Annotated in this window: 16 protein-coding genes; 8 read left to right on the top strand and 8 right to left on the bottom strand. The window is 51.6% G+C overall.

The features are described from left to right. Positions 1-12: 12 nt before the first annotated feature. The 7 genes from CLR69_RS14115 to CLR69_RS14085 all read left to right on the top strand — a co-directional run bounded on the left by CLR69_RS14115 (position 13) and on the right by CLR69_RS14085 (position 7594). Complete coding sequence (locus CLR69_RS14115; protein WP_129713511.1) at positions 13-348, top strand: DUF2314 domain-containing protein; 336 nt, start codon at positions 13-15, stop codon at positions 346-348. Positions 349-412: 64 nt separating this feature from the next. Next, positions 413-1063, top strand: coding sequence for a hypothetical protein (locus CLR69_RS14110; protein ID WP_129713510.1), 651 nt, complete (start codon positions 413-415; stop codon positions 1061-1063). A 35-nt stretch (positions 1064-1098) separates the two neighbouring features. Further along, positions 1099-1602, top strand: coding sequence for an SUKH-3 domain-containing protein (locus tag CLR69_RS14105; protein WP_129713509.1), 504 nt, complete (start codon positions 1099-1101; stop codon positions 1600-1602). 213 nt (positions 1603-1815) lie between these two features. Continuing rightward, the gene (gene parC / locus CLR69_RS14100; RefSeq protein WP_129702573.1) at positions 1816-4086 is read left to right on the top strand and encodes a DNA topoisomerase IV subunit A; all 2271 of its coding nucleotides are present in this window, start codon (positions 1816-1818) and stop codon (positions 4084-4086) included. A gap of 150 nt (positions 4087-4236) precedes the next feature. Next, positions 4237-4974, top strand: a complete 738-nt coding sequence (locus CLR69_RS14095; protein ID WP_129702574.1) for a 1-acylglycerol-3-phosphate O-acyltransferase — start codon at positions 4237-4239, stop codon at positions 4972-4974. Between the two features lie 102 nt (positions 4975-5076). Next, a complete protein-coding gene (gene ftsP / locus CLR69_RS14090) occupies positions 5077-6492 on the top strand; it encodes a cell division protein FtsP (protein WP_129713508.1) in 1416 nt (471 codons plus the stop codon). A 364-nt stretch (positions 6493-6856) separates the two neighbouring features. Beyond that, positions 6857-7594 (top strand): GntR family transcriptional regulator, encoded by a 738-nt coding sequence (locus CLR69_RS14085; RefSeq protein ID WP_129713507.1) that lies wholly within the window; start codon positions 6857-6859, stop codon positions 7592-7594. A 42-nt stretch (positions 7595-7636) separates the two neighbouring features. On the opposite strand, the gene dkgA is transcribed toward CLR69_RS14085, so the two are convergent. The 3 genes from dkgA to CLR69_RS14070 all read right to left on the bottom strand — a co-directional run bounded on the left by dkgA (position 7637) and on the right by CLR69_RS14070 (position 10752). Then, entirely contained in the window at positions 7637-8464 is an 828-nt protein-coding gene (gene dkgA / locus CLR69_RS14080; RefSeq protein ID WP_129713506.1) for a 2,5-didehydrogluconate reductase DkgA, read from the bottom strand. Positions 8465-8844: 380 nt separating this feature from the next. Further along, a complete protein-coding gene (gene yqhD / locus CLR69_RS14075; protein WP_129713505.1) occupies positions 8845-10008 on the bottom strand; it encodes an alcohol dehydrogenase in 1164 nt (387 codons plus the stop codon). 3 nt (positions 10009-10011) lie between these two features. Further along, on the bottom strand, positions 10012-10752 hold the full coding sequence (locus CLR69_RS14070; protein ID WP_129702579.1) for an NADPH-dependent oxidoreductase: 741 nt from the start codon (positions 10750-10752) through the stop codon (positions 10012-10014). Between the two features lie 211 nt (positions 10753-10963). On the opposite strand from CLR69_RS14070, the gene CLR69_RS14060 reads away from it, so the two are divergent. After that, positions 10964-11974, top strand: a complete 1011-nt coding sequence (locus CLR69_RS14060) for an AraC family transcriptional regulator (protein WP_129713504.1) — start codon at positions 10964-10966, stop codon at positions 11972-11974. A gap of 29 nt (positions 11975-12003) precedes the next feature. On the opposite strand, the gene CLR69_RS14055 is transcribed toward CLR69_RS14060, so the two are convergent. From CLR69_RS14055 to CLR69_RS14035, 5 genes are all read right to left on the bottom strand, one after another. After that, the gene (locus CLR69_RS14055) at positions 12004-12663 is read right to left on the bottom strand and encodes a DedA family protein (RefSeq protein WP_129713503.1); all 660 of its coding nucleotides are present in this window, start codon (positions 12661-12663) and stop codon (positions 12004-12006) included. 326 nt (positions 12664-12989) lie between these two features. Further along, positions 12990-14180 carry a cystathionine beta-lyase gene (metC, locus tag CLR69_RS14050; protein WP_129713502.1) on the bottom strand — a complete coding sequence of 397 codons (1191 nt, stop codon included), beginning with the start codon at positions 14178-14180 and terminating at the stop codon, positions 12990-12992. A gap of 335 nt (positions 14181-14515) precedes the next feature. Then, positions 14516-15808 (bottom strand): TRAP transporter large permease, encoded by a 1293-nt coding sequence (locus tag CLR69_RS14045; RefSeq protein WP_129713501.1) that lies wholly within the window; start codon positions 15806-15808, stop codon positions 14516-14518. A gap of 15 nt (positions 15809-15823) precedes the next feature. Then, positions 15824-16330, bottom strand: coding sequence for a TRAP transporter small permease (locus CLR69_RS14040; protein WP_129713500.1), 507 nt, complete (start codon positions 16328-16330; stop codon positions 15824-15826). 209 nt (positions 16331-16539) lie between these two features. Continuing rightward, on the bottom strand, positions 16540-17517 hold the full coding sequence (locus tag CLR69_RS14035) for a TRAP transporter substrate-binding protein (protein ID WP_129702586.1): 978 nt from the start codon (positions 17515-17517) through the stop codon (positions 16540-16542). Between the last annotated feature and the right edge of the window lie 246 nt (positions 17518-17763).

The following is a 17763-nucleotide window of genomic DNA, read 5'->3' as shown; positions in this document are numbered from 1 at the left end:
CAACGAGGTGTAATGAAATTACCGACTTACGAAACCGATCACTACGAGCTGGACGATGGCGAAGCGATTAACCGCGAGTATCCAGATTCATTCTGGATTCCGGCAAAAGCGGTACGTGAATCACTCGCGCCCGGCGATTTTGTTAAGTTGATCTTCCGTATGGAGGAAACGCCGGGCTCTGATGACCTTTCGGTAGAAAGAATGTGGGTCAACGTGACAAAAAAGCACGATGCGTTTTACGAAGGGGTTTTAGACAATAAGCCTACGGGAAGCGACTGTGTGCACTGCGGTCAGACGGTTACGTTTCATTCTTGCCACGTGATTGGTATCTATGGAAAGAATGAATAAAGAAGCACGCATCGTGCCGACGCCACGGTGTTTAACGCCAGCATGGTAGATAAGGTATTGATAGATGAAACTCTCTGCACTTCGGGTGAAGGCTCGGCGTAACACGCTTGAAGTCGAGCATATTCTTACGGCGGCAAAAGCACGTTTGCCGGGGTTACGCGATGAACTTAATCGGCTATCTGATGAATGTAGCTGGTCTCGCTCACCCTATTTGCCCGACGGCACACACGTGGTTCCGCTAGCGAAATGGGCTGAAATTGCGGGCGCGTATGCAGAGGAAGGAATTGACGCGCTCGGCGTCCTTGCTGACGACCCTGAGAATGTCGCGTATGTAATTGGTCTGCTTGAGGAACTTCAATCCCATGCGGCGGTGAACGCGTTGATGGATTTCTTTTCGGCCGTTATGCAGAGGCCCGAGCTCGCGCCCGAAACGGCATGGCGTCTTACCTCTGCCTATAACTTACTGTTGAGCTTCAAAGACGGTGTTGTGGCGACGGACGAGCAGGCAACAGCGGTGCGCACTTTCCTGATGCGGCTTTTACCGCTAGCGACGACGGAACATCAGACTTGTTTACTATTCTGTGCGCTCCGTGGTGTTGGCGACGCTTCCTCTCTGGATTTTTTGGTAAGTCATCGCGACCTGGCTCCGCCGAATGAAACGATAAGGATGACGGCAATGCGCGCAATTCGTCAGCGACTGCGAAATACGCGCTGATTCTTTCCTTAACCGTAGCTGTAAGGTGACTAACGATGTTTATTGAAATACCCAAATCTGTTTTTCCACTGTTTCACGCGGCAGGCTGGCCGCATGTTGAACCACAATCAGTCCCGCCGTTTGTGCCAGAGAACCATCCGGCCGCTGACATCCTGCATGCGTTCGGCGGGCTGACGGTCGGGCAGAGCGGCGCAGGAGAAGAGTGCGCCAGCGGTGATATTATTTTTGGCGGCAGTGAGGATTTGCAGGAAGATGAAACGCTGCTGGAGTGGCAAGGGATTCTGAACACGACGCTGATCCTGATCGGTGAGACTCATCATTCGCACGCTGCTTTGCTGATGGATAGCGCGGGGGCCTGCTACGGGATGAGCTTTATACATGAGGCATTCTGGTTTGAAGGAGAGTCTTTTGAGGCCGCCGTTGAGTGCATTCTGCTTGGCCGGAAGGGAAAACCCATGCTGCGGCCAGACCAATCGTCAATATCCGTATATGGCGAGATGATTACCGCAGATCATCCGAGAGTCCACCACTACGACTAGCCGCCTTCTCCGGTAGCCGTCGGATTCACACCGGTCATCGCCCGGTGTGGGGGTTTTCTGAGAGCGACATCGTTTCCTGTGACGCGGTTCCCTGCTAACTGTTCCCTGTGACATCACCTCATCAGATAAGGTACTATTCCCGCCAAACATACCGCCGCTATGGCGTGTCGGAAAGCGTAACAATCGCGCCGCGATGTGAGGAAAGTGAGAGAAATGAGTGAGATGACTCATGACGGCGCAGAAAGCCTTGCGCTGCGCACGTTTACCGAAAATGCATACCTGAATTATTCCATGTACGTCATCATGGACAGGGCATTGCCGTTCATTGGTGATGGCCTGAAGCCTGTGCAGCGTCGCATTGTGTATGCGATGTCCGAGCTGGGACTGAATGCCAGCGCCAAATTTAAAAAATCTGCCCGTACCGTGGGCGACGTGCTGGGTAAGTACCACCCGCACGGCGACAGCGCCTGCTATGAAGCGATGGTGCTGATGGCGCAGCCGTTCTCTTATCGCTATCCGCTGGTGGATGGTCAGGGGAACTGGGGGGCACCGGACGATCCGAAATCGTTCGCTGCCATGCGTTATACCGAATCGCGGTTGTCCAAATACGCGGAAGTGCTGCTGTCAGAATTAGGGCAGGGCACGGTCGATTATACCCCGAATTTTGACGGCACGATGCAAGAGCCGAAGATGCTGCCTGCGCGTCTGCCGAATATTCTGCTGAACGGCACCACCGGGATCGCCGTCGGGATGGCAACGGATATTCCGCCGCATAACGTGCGTGAAGTCGCGGCTGCCGCAGTGATGCTGCTGGAAAACCCGAAAGCCTCGCTGGACGATTTGCTCCAGCATGTGCAGGGGCCGGATTTCCCGACGGAAGCCGAAATCATCACGCCGCGTGATGAAGTACGCAAACTCTATCAGAATGGTCGTGGCTCGGTGCGGATGCGCGCGGTCTGGAAGAAAGAAGACGGCGATGTGGTGATTACCGCGCTGCCGCATCAGGTTTCTGGTGCCAAAGTGCTGGAGCAAATTGCCAGCCAGATGCGTGCGAAGAAGCTGCCGATGGTGGAAGATCTGCGTGATGAATCCGATCACGAGAATCCCACTCGCCTGGTGCTGGTGCCGCGCTCGAACCGTATCGATATGGATCAGGTGATGAATCATCTGTTCGCAACTACCGATCTGGAAAAAAGCTATCGCGTTAACATGAACATGATCGGTCTGGATGGTCGCCCCAGCGTGAAAGGGCTGGTCGAGATCCTGAGCGAGTGGCTGGTATTCCGTCGAGACACCGTATGCCGCCGACTGAACTACCGTCTGGAGAAAGTGCTCAAGCGCTTGCATATTCTTGAAGGCTTGCTGATTGCGTTCCTGAATATTGACGAAGTGATTCACATCATCCGCACGGAAGATGAGCCGAAGCCCGTTCTGATGCGCCAGTTCAGCCTGAGTGAAACACAGGCTGAAGCGATCCTCGAGCTGAAATTACGTCATTTGGCCAAGCTGGAAGAGATGAAAATCCGCGGCGAGCAGGACGATTTGGCTAAAGAGCGCGATCAACTGCAAGCACTGTTGGCGTCAGAGCGTAAACTCAGCAATCTGATTAAGAAAGAAATTCAGGCGGATGCGCAAGCTTATGGTGACGATCGTCGTTCGCCGCTGCATGAACGCGGCGAAGCGAAAGCGATGAGTGAACACGACTTTGTGCCGTCTGAACCGGTTACTATTGTACTGTCGGAAATGGGCTGGGTTCGCAGTGCCAAAGGGCATGACATCGATCCTGCCGGACTGAGCTATAAAGCGGGTGATAGCTTCCGCGCCGCGGCTAAAGGCAAGAGCAATCAGCCTGTGGTATTCATTGACTCCACCGGTCGCAGCTATGCACTTGATCCGATCACACTCCCTTCCGCGCGCGGTCAGGGTGAGCCACTGACGGGCAAACTCACACCACCGCCAGGCGCGACGATTGAACAGGTGCTGATGGCCGCAGACGATCAGCCGTTGCTGATGGCATCGGATGCGGGCTATGGCTTCGTCTGTACCTTCAACGATCTGGTGGCGCGTAACCGCGCAGGTAAAGCGATTATTACTCTGCCGGATAACGCGAAGGCGCTGGCACCGATCGAGATCAAGGGCGAGGATAACCTGCTGATGGCAATCACTGCCGCGGGCAGAATGCTGCTGTTCCCTGTCTCCGATCTGCCTCAATTGTCGAAAGGCAAGGGTAACAAGATTGTGTCCATCTCCTCGGCTGATTTTGTGGAAGGTAAAGATCGTCTGACCTGGCTGTATCTGCTGCCACCACAGGCTTCCGTCACGCTCTATTTTGGCAAGCGTAAGCTGGTGCTGCGTCCGAATGAGCTTCAGAAGTATCAGGGTGAGCGCGGACGGAAAGGGACATTGCTGCGTGGTCTGCAACGTATCGATCGGATTGAGGTAGATGCGCCGCAGCAGGTTGACACTGGAAGCAGCGAAGAATAACTCCTCCATATTGTCGTTGTGCATGTTGAGAAAGGCGGTGTTTACCGCCTTTCTTTGGTTTCCGGTTGCCATCCCGCAGAAAATTGAATCACCGTGTGTTTTAGCGCGAAATCGCTATACTAGCGGCGGCTGTTGGCTAATGAGGTTGCTATGTTATCCATTTTGCGTTTTTTTGTTGTCGTTATCTTTTCGATTTTGATCTGTATTTTTGGCTTGTTTTACTGCCTGTTCAGCCCTCGAAATCCCCGCCATGTAGCGACGTTTGGTCATCTTTTTGGCCGCCTGTCCGTGGTGTTTGGCCTAAAAGTAGAAATGCGGATACCGGAAGAAGCGGCGCATTACGGCAACTGCATCTATATCGCTAATCACCAGAATAATTACGATATGGTCACGGTATCTAGCGCGGTTCAGCCTCGTACCGTTACCGTAGGTAAGAAAAGCCTGCTGTGGATTCCGTTCTTCGGCCCGCTCTACTGGCTGACGGGTAACCTGCTGATTGATCGTGAAAACCGCGCCAAAGCGCATGGCACCATCGCACAGGTGGTGAAACACATTAAAGAGCGCAATACGTCTATCTGGATGTTCCCTGAAGGTACGCGCAGCCGTGGACGCGGCCTGCTGCCATTCAAAACCGGTGCTTTTCATGCCGCGATTAGCGCAGAAGTGCCGATTGTGCCTATTTGTGTTTCTACTACCAGCAATAAGGTGAAATTGAACCGCTGGAATAACGGCGTCGTGATCGTCGAAATGCTGCCACCGATTGATACCCGTGCGTATACCAAAGATCAGGTGCGCGAATTGGCTACACATTGCCATGATGTGATGGCTGCCAAAATTGCGGAGTTGGATGCGGAAGTCGCGGCACGCGAAGCGGCAGGCAAAAAGTAAGCTTATCCCATCCGTTGTTGGATTATTTATTTCTAATACATCGTCGAAATAAATAATCGGAAGTTAAACTTTGCTTACGGTTAATGGATTTACGGAGTCATTATGTCACTCAGCCGACGTCAGTTTATTCAGGCATCGGGCCTTGCGTTATGTGCGGGTATGACGCCACTGGCGGCAAAAGCCAGTGGGAGTCCCGACGCATTGCCGATACCGCCATTACTGGAGTCGCGCCGAGGCCAGCCTCTTTTTCTGACCATGCAGCGTGCCCATTGGGCGTTTTCCGGTGACCGTAAAACATCTATTTGGGGAATCAACGGCCGTTATTTAGGGCCGACGGTACGGGTATATGACGGCGATGATGTGAAGCTGATTTACAGCAACCGCCTGAATGAGCCTGTCGCGATGACAATTGGTGGGTTGCAGGTGCCGGGGCCGTTGATGGGCGGCGCTGCGCGTATTATCTCTCCAGGATCTGATTGGTCGCCAGTGTTGCCGATTCGTCAGTCGTCGGCGACCTGTTGGTATCACGCGAATACGCCGAACCGCATGGCACCCCATATCTATAACGGGTTGGCTGGGCTATGGCTGGTGGAAGACAGCACCAGTAAATCTCTGCCACTGCCTAATCACTACGGTGTTGATGATTTCCCATTGATTATTCAGGATAAACGACTGGATAACTTTGGTGTTCCTCTCTATAACCCGCCTTCTAGCGGTGGATTCGTAGGGGATTCGCTGTTGATCAACGGGATCCAAAACCCCTTTGTTGAAGTTTCTCGTGGTTGGGTTAGGCTGAGACTGCTGAACGCATCGAACTCCCGCCGTTACGTGATGCGACTGAGCGATGGACGGGCGATGCACGTGATCGCCAGCGATCAAGGGCTGTTACCAGCACCGATGGCTGTGAACCAGCTTTCTCTCGCGCCCGGTGAGCGACGTGAAATTCTGATCGACATGTCGCAAGGTGAGGAAGTCACGCTGACGGCCGGTGAGTCAGCTGGGATTATGGATCGCCTGCGCGGACTGTTTGAGCCTTCCAGTATCCTGATTTCTACCCAAATACTGACGCTTAAGCCGACCGGACTGTTGCCATTGGTAACGGACAACCTGCCAATGCGTTTGCTGGCGGATAACATTATTGAAGGCAGCATTAGCCGCACGCGAGAATTCCGTCTGGGCGACAGTCTGCCTGGGATCAATGGTGCGATGTGGGACATGACGCGTGCCGATGTACAAACCCAGCTTGGCCGCTGTGAGCGCTGGATTATCCACGCCGACACGCCGCAGGCTTTCCATATTCAGGGCGTAAAATTCCTGGTACGTAGCGCGAATGGCCGCCCACCGTCGGTGGAAGACAGTGGCTGGAAAGATACGGTATGGGTGGATAACGATGTCGAGCTGCTGGTTTATTTCATGCAGCCTTCCTCAATGGCGTTCCCCTTCCTGTATTACAGCCAGACGCTGGAACTGGCCGATCGCGGCTCGACAGGGCAGCTCATCGTACAGTCTGCGATGTAAACTCTAGCCTGTCAGTCACCTTCTGCCGTTATCCCTCTGCCGTGACCAATGTCACGGCAACCTCGTTTGACCCGCGATGTTTTCGATGCCCACTTGCTTCTTGATGTGATCCACCTCTATTCAGACAAACCAAGATTAAAGCTGCGGTGCCGTGCGGACGATACCTTATATATTGATGTTGCTATGAATTAAGTGTGAATTGTCGTTTGGTGTACGTGCGGTTTCGTGTCTGATGAGTGCTAAAAAAACATTTTTTATTACAACAATCTCAGCGTCAGAACGTTTCGTTTCGCCATGAAATCAGGTTCACTTCTGTTTTAACCTGTACGCGGCCAGACGCCGCGTCACTAAAAAAGGCTGTACTATGCGGGAATTACTGCTTTGGGTCAGGGATCAGCTGGCAGGGGCGCCGTCGGCGCCTCGCTATATGCAGCTCGCGTCGTTGCTTGAATCAGAAATCGGCCGCCGTAAGACGTTGTCAGGCCAGTTCTTACCCGCGGAAAGATTGATTGCACAACAGCTGGGGTTATCGCGCGTGACGGTTTCCCGTTCCCTGTCGCTTTTGGAAGAAAAAGGGCTTGTTGTTCGCCAGCAGGGGGTGGGAACCCGCGTTACCCAGCGGCTTAATTATGCCTTGAGTGCTGAGGATGAAGGGTTCACCGCGCTTGTGCTGAAACAAGGCGGCATCGCTGGCAGCCTCTGGTTAGAGAGAAAAATACAGGTTCCGCCTGCTAACATCGCTGAAAAAATGTCTTTGCCGGAAGGCGAAGCTGTCACCTATCTACGGCGTGTCCGGCTCATCAACGGCGAACCTGTCTCGTTGGAAACAACCTGGATTCCGCAAAAATTCTTACCCGATCCAGAAACGTTTGAACAGTCGCTCTATCAATATTGGGTGACGCATGGGGTCACGCCGGACAAAAAACGCTATCGTTTCAAGGCGATTGCCTGTGCGGCAGAAATCGCTACGCTTCTTGACATCGCGGCGGAAGCTCCTGCGCTGTATTGCCAACTGCATGTTTATAACAACCAAGGTGAACTGCTGGAATATAGCGAAGCACACTGTCGTAGCGATGTGTATGAGATTCAGTTTGCCGATTAGAGGAAGAATGCCAGCACGGAGAATGCTGGCATCAAAGGTGGGTTAGTCGTTTCTTGGTTCGTCAGGATCCGAGCCCAGGCGTTTTCCGCTGTCCAGCTTGGCAATTTCACCCAGCTCGTCTTTATCCAGACGGAAATCAAACACCTCGAAGTTTTCCTTGATACGTGCAGGTGTCACCGATTTAGGTATCACCACCAGTCCACTGTCCAGATGCCAGCGGATCACGACCTGTGCTGGTGTTTTGCCGTATTTCATCGCTAGTTTACGGATAATCGGGTGATCAAAGACTCCTTCGCCCCCTTGCGCCAGCGGGCTCCAGGATTCAGTCTGGATATGGTGTGTAGCATTCCAGGCATGGAGCTGTTTTTGCTGGAGAAGCGGGTGGAGTTCGACCTGATCGATGACCGGTAAGACGCCCGTTTCTTCTTTTAACCGCTGTAAATGGTGAATATGGAAATTACTGACGCCGATACTTTTCACCAGACCTTGTTCCTGAAGTTTGATGAGCCCGCGCCAGGCATCCACGAAAGTATTCTGCTGCGGTAACGGCCAGTGAATCAGGTAGAGATCGATATAATCTAATCGAAGTTTTCGCAGGCTCTCTTGCAGCGCCTTTTGCGGATCGGTGTGATCGCCATTCCAGAGCTTGGTGGTGATGAATACCTCTTCGCGCGGTAGATTCGCGGAACTCAGCGCCTGACCGACCGCTTCCTCATTCTTATAAATTGCGGCGGTATCGATCGCCCGATAACCGATGGACAATGCTTCGGTCACGGCGGTCACCGTGTCCTCACTGCTTGCTCGCCAGACCCCAAGGCCCAACTGGGGCATGATATTGCCGTCCGCCAGCTTAACTTTCGGTTGCGTCATCTCATTCTCCTTTTATATCCGTTAATCCATAAACGTATCATAGACTTAACTGGATGGGCGACCTGTTCATATCACGAACAGAGAGGAACGTGATCCCTCGCAGGAACAGGTATATGATTTCAGTCTAGTAGAAAAATTCGTTGGCTATACGTTACGTGATGATAAAGGGAACCTATTGGCTTAGCGCCGATCGTATAAGCATCGTAATACATGGGGTGACCACAGGGGTGAGGTGATCTCCCCTGTGTTTCCCCTGACAACGGGCGTAAGTGACCAGCATTAGCCGATTGGTTCCCCTTAACAGACACAGCATTGAGGGGATAGGGGTAGTTTAAACGATAGCGTTTTCTCCTTAATTCCAATTATTCGGGAAGAGGGGCTTAACGCGCCGCCTCGTAAATCTTCTGGCTTTCTTCCAGCGTAATGTCACGGTGCTCGCCTAGCGCAGTCAGGCCGTGCTCGCTGAGTTTGGCGACCAGTGTTGGTATGGAGCTGCCATCCAACTGATAGTCAGACATGCGGGTTGGTACGCCCATTTTTTCGAAGAAGCCACGTGTGGCGGCAATCGCGCCGTCGATACGCTGGTCTTCGCTGCCGTCACGTAGGTTCCAGACGCGCTCGGCGTATTGCAGCAGCTTGTCACGCTTCTGGGTTTTTCTTGCTGTCAGCATGGCAGGCAGAACGATTGCCAGCGTTTGGGCATGGTCGAGGCCATGCTGCGCCGTTAATTCATGCCCCAGCATGTGAGTTGACCAATCCTGCGGTACTCCGGCACCAATCAGGCCGTTCAACGCCATGGTTGCGCTCCACATCACATTGGCTCTGACCTTGTAGTTTTCTGGTTCAGCCAGCGCACGCGGGCCTTCTTCAACCAGCGTCAGCAGCAAACCTTCCGCAAAACGATCCTGTACTTTGGCATCGACCGAATAGGTCAGGTATTGCTCAACCGTATGAACGAAGGCATCGACCACACCGTTTGCGATCTGGCGAGCGGGCAGAGTGTAAGTTACTACCGGGTCGAGCACGGCGAAAAGCGGCTGAGTGTATCGTGAGTGGAAGGCGAGCTTATCGTTGGTTGCTTTACGGGTGATTACCGCGCCATTGTTGGATTCCGAACCGGTCGCGGGGAGGGTGAGTACCGCTGCCAGTGCGACGCCGCGATCGATTTCTGCTCCACCAGTTTGCAGAATGTGCCACGGATCCTGCGCGGCCTGATAATCCGCTGCGGCGGCGATAAATTTTGTACCATCGACGACAGAGCCCCCTCCAACCGCCAGCAGGAAATCAATCTTCTCTGCTCTGACAACATCGACGGCTTTCATTAACGTTTCATACGTCGGGTTCGGCTCAATGCCGGAAAACTCGCGTACGTTGCGCCCTTCCAGCGCGCGATAAACCTGATCCAGTACGCCATTGTGCTTCACGCTGCCGCCGCCGTAAGTGATGAGGATGCGGGCATCGGCAGGAATTTCTTTGCCTAATTCAGCAATCTGGCCTTCGCCAAACAGAATCTTGGTTGGGGTATGAAGTGTGAAATTTAGCATGGGTTATTTGTCCAGTTTAAAGCCCTGTTGAAGGATCGCGGGCAAGACTTTCGGGAAGTAGATGTGTTGGTAGTAGCTGGCGGTGTTATCACCCCAGTTGTCGCCGTCTGCACGACCGGTTTGCTGCCAGTGTGTCACTAGCGTGTGGTTATATTGCTCAATCGCCGTAGGCAGAACGTCCTGATGATAGGTTTCATCATGGCGGAATGAATTTAGCGGAAGGCGTGGTTTCTGATGTGCTGGGGTATCGACATAGCCGATAGCAACGCCTGCGACGGGGAACGTCAGTTCAGGGAGTTGCAGAAAATCGATCATCGCCTGCGGTTCGCGACGGATGCCGCCAATCGGGACGATGCCCAGTCCGAATGAGCGTGCGGCGGCCATCAGCGTACCGAGTGCAATACCGACATCCGTTGTGCCAGCGATCAGGCTTTCGAGGCTTTCATGCGCGTGTTGCTGTTTGCCGCTCATGGCAATCCCGACCTGCGTTTTGTGCATATCTAGCACTACGGTGATGAACACGGGTGCTTTGGCAATCCACGGTTGTCCGCCAGCCAGTTCGGCAATGCGTGCCTTGCGTTCTGGGTCACGGGTGACGATGAGCGACACTTGCTGAGAGTTCACGGATGTCGGCGCTAAATGTGCGGATTGAACAATGGCATCCAACACGTCATCGGGAATAGGTTTATCAAGGTAGCTACGTTCGCTGCGGTGTGACGTAAACAGTTCAATCGTTTTATTCATGTCTTTTCCCGTGTGATGAGTGGATGAGGGTACGCTCAGTATTGTCATCAACCTCTGGAAGACGTTCAATGCACATTTCTGTTTGGTTATTGCCTATTTCTACAAAATACAGGAGAAAAGGGTGATAATAGTTCGCGGGTATGTCATTTTGTTTCCCGTGTCAGGAGAGAGGCTTCAGGCAGGAAAAAAGAACCGGTAGCGAGATAACATTATGTTGACGGAAAGCCAAGGCATGTCGACGGAAAGCCAACGTGAGCAGCTTGTTCAGAAACAAAAAATTCAGAAACAGACAACACAGAGAGAAGCAGAACAGCAACAGACCGTGCGCCAGCGCATCGTGGAGCAAGCAATACGCTGTTCAACTAAAAGTTGGGTCACGCCTTCGCTCGTGCCTCAGGTAAGGATTCTGTATACCGAACAACATCACCCGCGTGTGCCAGTGATGTATGAGCCGACGATCGTCATCATTTTTCAGGGCCAAAAGATTGGCTACCTGGGTGGAAAAATGTTCCAGTACGACCCGGAAAATTACCTGTTGATGACCGTTCCGCTGCCGTTCGAATGTGAAACGATAGCCAGCGTTGAGAACCCGCTGGTAGGGATGTCGATTAGCATCGACATCCAAATGCTTCAGGATTTGCTGATCGACATCGGTGATGATGACAGCGCGATTCGTCCCTGTTCTTGCACGTGCGGGGTGAACAGCGCGCCGTTGACCGATGAGATCCTGTGTGCTGTCGAACGGCTGCTTGATGCGATGAATAACCCGCGCGACGCTCGCGTGCTGGGCCCGACGATTGTGCGCGAGATTATCTATCATATGCTCTGTGGTGAAAGTGGTGCGGCATTACAGGCGCTGGTGAATCGGCACACGCACTTCAGCCAAATCACCAAAGCGCTGCGGCGCATTGAGAATCACTATGCTGATAGCCTGAATGTGGAGCAGTTGGCTGCCGAAGTGAACATGAGCGTGTCTGCGTTTCATCATAACTTCAAGGCGGTCACCAACACCTCGCCGTTGCAGTATCTGAAATCCTACCGCCTGCATAAAGCGCGGGTGATGATGATCAACGATGGCCTGAAAGCTGGTGTTGCAGCGGCCCGTGTCGGATATGAGAGCGCGTCGCAGTTTAGCCGGGAATTTAAACGCTATTTTGGCGCGACGCCGGGCGACGAAGTGTCAAGATTAAAGGCCAATAATATGGCGGTTGAGGAAGGCTAAAGGCGGCAATAAATTGCACGGTTACCGGATTAGGCGACCGAGCGTTTTTTACGCCATACGACGACTGCCATACCGATAAGACCGCTGACCAGTAAAATAATCGGCAGCAGGATCAGCGCGGTCATCACCTGATCTTCATAGCGTTTGACCAACGGAATATGGCTGAGCGCATAGCCGAGTGTGACAATCCCCCCGACCCACAGTAGCCCACTGAGCCAGTTGAAAATTTGAAAGCGCGTATTATTTAACCCGGAAATACCTGCCATTGTCGGCAGCAGCGTGCGGATAAAGGCTAAAAAGCGGCCAACCAGCAGCGCCGTCAGGCCGTGACGATGGAACAGATGATGGGCACGCTGGTGATAATGAGCGGGAAGCTGTAATAGCCAGCCCTTTACCAGACGTGTATCGCTCAACCAGCGCCCTTGAAGGTAGCTGAGCCAGCAGCCGAGGCTGGCGGCGATGGTAAGCAGAATCATCGTGGGGAAAAAGCTCATCACACCTTTGGCAATCATGGCGCCAGTGAGCAGCAGCAGACTATCGCCGGGCAAAAAAGAGGCAGGTAACAGGCCGTTCTCCAGAAATAGCGTCGTGAACAGAATGCCGTAAATGACCCAAATGACGTGGGGATCGGCCAGTGCGCTAAAATCCTGCTGCCAGAGAGCCTGCATAATGTCGTGAACCATACTCATATTACTTCCCGCCAGTGACGATATTCATTATCTCTCAGGCAGCGGCGGTAGAACGCTGGGTTACCTGAAATTTACTGTCTATCAAGCCCTAAAATCAGTATGGGCAAAACGCCTTACCGCATTGTGAGAATACGATAGGGCTTAATGCTTAATTTTTGGTTAAGGTAACGCCGTTTTTTAGTAAGCGTTGACTCATTATTATCATAACGCATTACCCACCGCGTCGCAGGGGAAATCAAGACGCGGCGGCCTTATGGCCGTCACATTTTCTGTATTTTTTCCCTGCTTGTATTTTGTTTCCCTGTCGTTTGGCTGTGCTTTGCTGATTAAGCGCTGATTCTGCCAAAACCCGCAGCCAGATCGTCGATCAGATCGTCACTGTCTTCAAGTCCAATATGTAACCGAATAAGTGTGCCGGTAAAATCCACGCCGCTCACAGGACGAATAGCCGCCAGTTCTTCTGGCTGATTTGCCAGAATCAGAGACTCAAAACCGCCCCAGGAATACGCCATACTGAAATGCTCAAAATGGTCCAGATAGTGCGCCAACGTTTCTTTGCTTAATTTCTCTTTCAGGACGAATGAGAACAAGCCGTTACAGCCCTTAAAATCGCGCTCGTAGAATTCATGCCCTTTGCATCCTGGCAATGCGGGGTGATTAACGACTGCGACCTCTGGCCGTTCCGACAGCCACTTCGCAATGCGGATGCTGCTTTCCTGATGCTGTTTGAGTCTGACGCCCAACGTGCGCAGACCGCGGCTGGCGACGTAGGCGGTATCAGCGTCCACCATTTGTCCCATCAGGTAAGAGTGCTCACGTAGCTGTACCCAGCAGCGTTCGTTAGCCACCGCCGTGCCGATCATGGCATCGGAATGGCCGACGATATATTTCGTACCAGCCTGAATCGAGATATCAATATCGAAATCGAACGCCTTAAATAAAATACCTGCGGCCCAGGTATTATCGATCATGATAACGATCTCGGGATTAATACGGCGCACGGCTTGGACGATAGCTGGCACATCGTGTACTTCCATGGTGATAGAGCCCGGCGATTCAAGAAAGACGACTTTGGTATTGGGCTGGATCACGTTGGCAATATCGGCACCGATGAGTGGATTGAAATAGGTGGTGCTGACGTTCAGCTTGTTGAGCACTTTCGTGCAGAAATCCTGCGTGGGTTCATAGGCTGATTCCGTCACCAGAATATGATCGCCTGCCGCGACGAAAGAGAGGATCGCGTTAGAAATGGCGGCCGCCCCACAGGGATACAGTGCGCAACCCACACCGCCTTCCAGCTCCACCATCGCTTCCTGAAATGAGAAATGCGTCAACGTGCCACGACGACCGTAGAACAGCGCCCCCTTGGCCCGGTTAATGGTGGCGTGCTTCTTGTCCTGTACGGTATCAAATACCAGGGAAGAAGCGCGCTGAATAACGGGGTTGACGGAGCCATGGGTGAATTTCTTGCTGCGTCCTGCGGCGACTAATGCTGTTGCCGTTTTTTTGCTTGTCATAACCACTATCACCTTTTCTGTTCAGTCCTGCCGAATGACTCAATATGCCGACTCATTTCCGACAGTGGGCACAGGAGAATCACGGAGCATAATTGGATTTATCAGGATTCGATTTATAAGGTCTACGTTATCACGGCTGAAGCGGCATGTGGGCGGGTTTTGTCATCATGGAAAAAATGTTCTATATCGCAGGAATTCCCGCAGCGAAAGGGGCTTTTCGCCGATTCTTATGGGGTAAAATTGGAGGTAGGTGAAAATATTTCAGGTAAGAAAACGTAAGGAAAGCGCCATGTTCTTCTGTCGTGCAGCGAATAACATGGCGCAATTAGAGTGTGTTAACCGGTATGGACGCCAAAGAATTTAGGCAGCCAGAGCGAGATAGCTGGAATATAGGTGACCAGCATCAGAACAAAGAAAAGCCCACAGTAGAAGGGCAACATTGCTTTAACGACCTGCTCTATCTTCTGCTTACTGACCGCACTGGCGACGAAAAGTACCGACCCCACTGGCGGAGTAATCAGACCGATCCCAAGGTTCACCAGCATGATCATACCGAAATGCACCGGATCGATGCCAAGCGAGAGGGCAACAGGCAGCAGCACGGGCGTCAGGATCAGGATTAGCGGTGCCATGTCCATGAGTGTGCCGATCAGCAGGAGCATGATGTTAATCCACATCAGGATGACGTACTTGTTATCTGAAATGGAGGTGAAAAACTCGGTAATGCGCGCTGGCAACTGCATGTAGGTCATGATGGCACCGAATGCAGCAGCGAAGCCGATCAGGATCATCACGATCGTGACAGTTTTTACCGTGCGGTACATCAGCTTGGGCAGTTCTGACCATTTATAATCTTTATAGATAAACATGGTCACGAAGAAGGACCACAGGCAGGCGATGGCCGCGGACTCGGTGGCGGTAAAAATGCCGGACAGAATCCCACCCATGATGATGACGACGGTCATCAGACCCCACAGCGTATCGACAAAGATTTTCAGCGCCTGACGGAACGGTACGCGTTCGCCTTTCGGGTAACCGCGCCGATGTGCGAAACCGACGCACATCACCATCAGGGTCAGGCTGAGCAGCAGACCAGGCAGGATCCCCGCAATAAACAGCGCGGCAATCGAAACCGTGCCACCGGTTGCCAGCGAGTAGATCACCGAGTTGTGGCTCGGCGGAGTCAGAATGGCCTGTACAGAGCCGCTGGCGGTGACGGCAGCAGAGAAATCGCGCGGGTAGCCCTTTTTCTCCATTTCCGGGATCATCACCGAGCCGATTGAGGCCGTATCTGCCACGGAAGAGCCAGATATCGCACCGAAAAACGTTGATGCGACGATGTTAACCAACGATAAGCCGCCGCGAATAAAGCCGACAAAGATATACGCGAAACTGACCAACCGACGGGCAATACCGCCTTCGGCCATAATGGCCCCCGCGAGAATAAAGAAGGGGATTGCCAGCAGTGAAAACTTGTTCACGCCGTTGGTAATTTGGATCATGACCGCCTCAAGTGGCAAATCGATCCAGAAAGCGCCAACAATCGCGCTTAACCCTACCGCATAAGCGACAGGAACGCCGACGGCCAACAGCACGGCCAATGTGGCAACAAGAATAAATGCATCCATGGTATTGGCTCCGAATTAAGAACTGCCAAGCATTACCACAGGGCGTTTATCCTGCGGGCCGAAAAACATTTTTTCGATGATGAAGAGCACGGTAATTAACGAGCCGATAGGTAGCGGTAAATAACTTTCACCTGCGGTTAATAATGGAAATTCCGCGACGGGCTGTTCCCACAATTCGATGCAGAGCACGGAGCTGTAATAGAGAATAAACAGGCTGATTAAGAGCATTAGGAGATTTGACAGGTGAATGCAAATCTTCTTACCAGATTCTGGCAATCTATCGGTCAACATGCTGACAGCAATATGTGAATTGGAACGGTAACTGACTGCTGCGCCTACAAAAGTAAACGTCACCATACAAATAATTGAAATGGGTTCTGGCCAGGATAATGCAGCATTTAAAACATAGCGCGCAAATATGCCGACAGGAATTATTAGCGTCATAATAAGTAACGCCAGACCAGAAACCCACATGGCAATACGATAGAGTACATCCATACTTGAAAGATAAGACTGTGCCATTGTGCCACCTATATTCACTCAGGTGAGTGATAAGCGAAGGATAATCGTTGATATCAGGTCATTAAGGGTGAAGATAAATAGCTATTTATAACGTTGCTAATGAATTCCGCAGCGCGGTGATAATGGATTAATCTTCCATTATCACCGTTTTCATCGCGTAAATAGGTTCGTCAACGTTCTGTTATTTATCCGCTAAAATGAAGTTTGAATTATTGGACGTCAGCGACGGCTTTAATCAGATCCTGATATTTGGCACCGAATTGATCGCGTACGGGCTGCGTTGCTTTGAAATAGTACTCGGTATCAATTTCATGGAACTGAACGCCTCCGGCCTTCATTTTATCCAAAGATTGCTGAGTATATTCATTCCACAGTACGCGTTGTTCTTGCTGTGCTTCTTTCGCCAGTTTCAGGATAACATCCTGATCCTCTTTAGAAAGTTTGTCCCATTTGGTTTTGGAATACAGAAACAGTTCAGGGATGATGAAGTGGCGGCTCCAGGTATAGTTTTTCACTACAGGCAGGTAGTTGTGTGCGACAAACGTTGGTGGGTTATTTTCGGTACCGTCAATTACGCCAGTTTGCATGCCGCTGAAGACTTCGCTGACGCCCATGGCAATCGAGTTGGCGCCCATAGCTTTTAGCGTTGCCAGCGCGACTGGGCTACCCTGTACGCGAATTTTCATGCCCTTGAGGTCTTCTGGTTTCACTACCGGTTGCTTGGTGATTAAGTTACGCGTTCCCGCATCCATCCAGCCTAGAAAAACTAATTTTGATTTACTACTCTGGGTAATCTTGTCGCCAATTTCCTGACCGATTTTTCCATCCAGTACTTTATGCAGATGATCTTCATCACGGAAAATATAGGGCAGGGTGAAGACTTCTATTTCTGGTAAAATAGCGGCAACGGGTGTCATGGATACACGGATAATATCAATCGCACCGAGCTGCGCCTGCTCAATCATTTGTTTTTCATCACCTAATACACCGCCGGGGAAGGTTTTAATTTCCAGCCTGCCATTTGTGGCCGCTTTTAATTTCTCTCCCATTTTCTGTACGGCAACGACATTAGGGTAACCTTCAGGGTGAACATCAGAGGCTTTAATTTGTTGAGCCTGAATCGCTTGGCTCATCAGGAGTGCGGTAGATCCCAGACAAACACCGATCAATGTTTTCGACAGCTTCATTGAGTTATCTCCAGAGGTTGGGTGACATTATCGATAATCAAATGGTGATTTAAAAATATAAACCCATGAAAAATAGAATAATGGAGAGTGGGTTTAATGAAGAGAAGACGGCCACCTGTTAAGTATTATTGTGGCGCGCGTCGGTATTCTCTTCGAGTTAAGCTAACCTATTATACAACTTTGTAGAATGACTCATGTCACAAAAGAAAAAGCTAATATGAAATGCTGTTTTATATGGATTTTCTT

The sequence above is a fragment of the Pectobacterium zantedeschiae genome (assembly GCF_004137795.1).
GTDB lineage: Bacteria > Pseudomonadota > Gammaproteobacteria > Enterobacterales > Enterobacteriaceae > Pectobacterium > Pectobacterium zantedeschiae.
This window is presented reverse-complemented; position numbering and strand designations above follow the sequence as displayed.

Coding starts and splice junctions, on each gene's coding strand:
- CLR69_RS14115 (WP_129713511.1), top strand. CDS start 13: ATGAAATTACCGACTTACGAAACCGATCACTACGAGCTGGACGATGGC.
- CLR69_RS14110 (WP_129713510.1), top strand. CDS start 413: ATGAAACTCTCTGCACTTCGGGTGAAGGCTCGGCGTAACACGCTTGAA.
- CLR69_RS14105 (WP_129713509.1), top strand. CDS start 1,099: ATGTTTATTGAAATACCCAAATCTGTTTTTCCACTGTTTCACGCGGCA.
- parC (WP_129702573.1), top strand. CDS start 1,816: ATGAGTGAGATGACTCATGACGGCGCAGAAAGCCTTGCGCTGCGCACG.
- CLR69_RS14095 (WP_129702574.1), top strand. CDS start 4,237: ATGTTATCCATTTTGCGTTTTTTTGTTGTCGTTATCTTTTCGATTTTG.
- ftsP (WP_129713508.1), top strand. CDS start 5,077: ATGTCACTCAGCCGACGTCAGTTTATTCAGGCATCGGGCCTTGCGTTA.
- CLR69_RS14085 (WP_129713507.1), top strand. CDS start 6,857: ATGCGGGAATTACTGCTTTGGGTCAGGGATCAGCTGGCAGGGGCGCCG.
- dkgA (WP_129713506.1), bottom strand. CDS start 8,464: ATGACGCAACCGAAAGTTAAGCTGGCGGACGGCAATATCATGCCCCAG.
- yqhD (WP_129713505.1), bottom strand. CDS start 10,008: ATGCTAAATTTCACACTTCATACCCCAACCAAGATTCTGTTTGGCGAA.
- CLR69_RS14070 (WP_129702579.1), bottom strand. CDS start 10,752: ATGAATAAAACGATTGAACTGTTTACGTCACACCGCAGCGAACGTAGC.
- CLR69_RS14060 (WP_129713504.1), top strand. CDS start 10,964: ATGTTGACGGAAAGCCAAGGCATGTCGACGGAAAGCCAACGTGAGCAG.
- CLR69_RS14055 (WP_129713503.1), bottom strand. CDS start 12,663: ATGAGTATGGTTCACGACATTATGCAGGCTCTCTGGCAGCAGGATTTT.
- metC (WP_129713502.1), bottom strand. CDS start 14,180: ATGACAAGCAAAAAAACGGCAACAGCATTAGTCGCCGCAGGACGCAGC.
- CLR69_RS14045 (WP_129713501.1), bottom strand. CDS start 15,808: ATGGATGCATTTATTCTTGTTGCCACATTGGCCGTGCTGTTGGCCGTC.
- CLR69_RS14040 (WP_129713500.1), bottom strand. CDS start 16,330: ATGGCACAGTCTTATCTTTCAAGTATGGATGTACTCTATCGTATTGCC.
- CLR69_RS14035 (WP_129702586.1), bottom strand. CDS start 17,517: ATGAAGCTGTCGAAAACATTGATCGGTGTTTGTCTGGGATCTACCGCA.